This window comes from Roseateles sp. P5_E11 (genome assembly GCF_054049355.1).
In genome coordinates this window covers 1-2,658 of sequence record NZ_JBFUMO010000699.1, presented here as the reverse complement: position 1 = coordinate 2,658, position 2,658 = coordinate 1, and the positions used below count along the sequence as shown (strand labels likewise).

General features: G+C 68.7%; 2 protein-coding genes. One reads left to right on the top strand and one right to left on the bottom strand.

Annotation, left to right across the window (positions count from 1 at the left end):
* Positions 1–119: 119 nt before the first annotated feature.
* Positions 120–461 (bottom strand): HU family DNA-binding protein, encoded by a 342-nt coding sequence (locus ACXJKR_RS29350; protein ID WP_056194383.1) that lies wholly within the window; start codon positions 459–461, stop codon positions 120–122.
* 104 nt (positions 462–565) lie between these two features.
* On the opposite strand from ACXJKR_RS29350, the gene ACXJKR_RS29345 reads away from it, so the two are divergent.
* Positions 566–2,632: a putative bifunctional diguanylate cyclase/phosphodiesterase gene (locus ACXJKR_RS29345; protein ID WP_457325853.1), complete on the top strand. Its 2,067-nt coding sequence runs from the start codon at positions 566–568 to the stop codon at positions 2,630–2,632.
* Positions 2,633–2,658: the final 26 nt, after the last annotated feature.

Here is a 2,658-nt window from a genome sequence, read left to right as displayed (position 1 = left end):
GGGGACGGCGATGCTTGCCGGATTGACCGGCAAGCACATCGYCAGCGCGGGCCGGCTCGGGAGCGGCCCRGCGCCCGGCCCGGAAATCATCCGAGAGGGGTTCCATGCGACTGCTCTACTTACTTCTTCTTGGCCTTGGCGGCCGGCTTGGCGGCGGGCTTGGCAGCGGCCTTCTTGGCTGCAGCCTTGGGGTCCACGGCGGCCTTGAAGCCAGCGCCGGCGGTGAACTTGGGCAGCTTGGCGGCGGCGATCTTGATCTTGGCGCCGGTGCTGGGGTTCACGCCGTTGCGGGCAGCACGTGCGTGCTGCTTGAAGGAGCCGAAGCCCGGGATCGACACCGCACCACCCTTTTTGACGGTGGTGACGATGGCGTCCAGCAGGGTCTCGAGGACGCGGCCGGCTTCAGCCTTGCTCAGCTCGTGCTTGGCGGCCAGGTGTTCGATCAGATCGGTCTTGTTCATGCGGGGGGTCTCGTCCAAAAACGCGCCCGAACGGCTCGGGCGGRCGCGATTGTGGCTTATCGCGAGAGGCATACAGTCTCGGCAGAGTCCCGTATCCATCGTTGATGTCAGCCCACGTGCACTTTTCCTCTTTGCTCGATGCCCTGCCCCAGCAAGTGTGGAAGGCCGACGCGCAGGGCCGGCTGCTGTGGATGAACGCGCGCCTGGCCGAGGCGCTGAACCGCCCCGCCCTGCCGGCTGCCCTCGTCAACTGGTTGCACGAGGAGGACCGCAGCGCCTTCTCGGCTCAGTGGGCGGCGGCGCAGCGCAGCGGCCGCTTCGAGATGGAGTACCGCCTGGGCAACCAGTGGGTGCTGGCCCAGGCCCAGCGCCTGCCGGACTCGCCGCTTTGGCTGGGCACGCACACCGACATCGCCGCGCGCCGCACGGTCGAGGCGCGGCTGCGCGAGGCGGACGAGGTGTGGAAACTGGCGCTTGAGTGCAGCGGCGACGGCGTCTGGGATTGGCATGTGCAGGCCGGGATCGAATACTTCTCCGAGCGCTATCTGCGCCTCTATGGCTTCGAGCCGGGCGACGTCGACGCGACACCGGAGGCCTTCGACGCGCGCACCCATCCCGACGACCTGGCGCAGATGGACAAGGACCGCGAGGACCATTTCGCCGGCCGCACGCCGCTCTACCGCAACGAACACCGCGTGCTGGCCAAGGACGGCAGCTGGAAATGGATCCTGAGCCGCGGCATGGTCATCGCGCGGGACACGGCCGGCCGGCCGTTGCGCATGGTCGGCACGCACACCGACATCACCGATCGCAAGCGCCAGGAGGCGCTGGTCTGGCAGCAGGCGCGTGTCGACACGCTGACCGGCCTGCCCAACCGCCGTTCGCTGCGCGAACGCATCGAGCGGGCGCTGGCCCTGCGCGCGCTGCGCGGCGACGAGCTCGCCGTGATGTTCGTCGACCTCGATCATTTCAAGGAGGTCAACGACTCCCTGGGCCATGACGTCGGTGACGCGCTGCTGGTGCAGGTGGCGGGGCGGCTGCAGGAGCACATGCCCCCGGGCGGCGTGGTCGCGCGCATGGGTGGCGACGAGTTCACCGTGCTGCTGGCGACGGATCAGGCGGTGCTCGCGGCCGAGCGCGTCGGGCACGACCTGCTGGAAGCCTTGTCCGAGGCCTTCGAGGTCGCCGGCGAGCGGGTCTATGTATCGGCCAGCATCGGTGTCAGCCTGGCGCCCCGCGATGGCGTCGAGATCGAGGCCCTGTTCAAGCATGCCGATCTGGCGCTGTATGAAGCCAAGGGCGCGGGCCGCAACCGCATGAGCCTGTTCACGCCGGCCCTGCACGAGGCCGCGCAACGGCGCGCCCGGCTGGTGGCCGAGTTGCGCGAGGCGCTGCGGTTGTCGCAATTCAGCCTGGTCTATCAGCCCATCCTGTCGCTGCAAGACCCGACCGCGCCGCCGCGCAAGGCTGAGGCGCTGCTGCGCTGGTCCCACCCCCAACTGGGTGACGTCAGCCCGGCCCAGTTCATCCCGATCGCGGAGACCAGCGGCTTCATCGTCGACATCGGCGACTGGGTCTTTCGTGAGGCCGCAGCCCAGGTGCTGGCCTGGCGCGCGGCGGGGCACGAGGGCTTCCAGATCAGCGTCAACAAGTCACCGGTGCAATTTCTCGGCGAGCGCAGCCACCGTGTGCAGCCGGACTGGGTCACGCATCTGCGCGGCCTGGGATTGCCCGGCGACGCGCTGGCGGTGGAGATCACCGAAGGGCTGCTGCTGGAGCGCGATGAAGCGGTGGCCGAGCGGCTGCGGGCGCTGCGCGAGGCAGGGTTGGCGATCTCGCTGGACGACTTCGGCACCGGCTATTCGTCGCTGAGCTATCTGCAGCATCACGACATCGACACCGTCAAGATCGATCGCAGCTTTGTCGCCGGGCTGGAGAACGGCGGCAAGGCACTGGCGCTGTGCCGGGCCATCGTGACGATGGCGCATGAGCTGGGGATGGAGGTGGTGGCGGAAGGGGTGGAGACGGAGGCGCAGATGGTGGCGCTCAGGGAGATGGGATGTGATTGGGGGCAGGGGTGGTGGTTTGGGAAGGGAGTGCCGGCGCGGGAGTTTGAAGAGCGGTGGTTTGGCGCCACCACAGCGGGCTCGGTTGCCGCCACCACTCGCTAAGGCGCCCATCGAGGGCACCTCAGCGG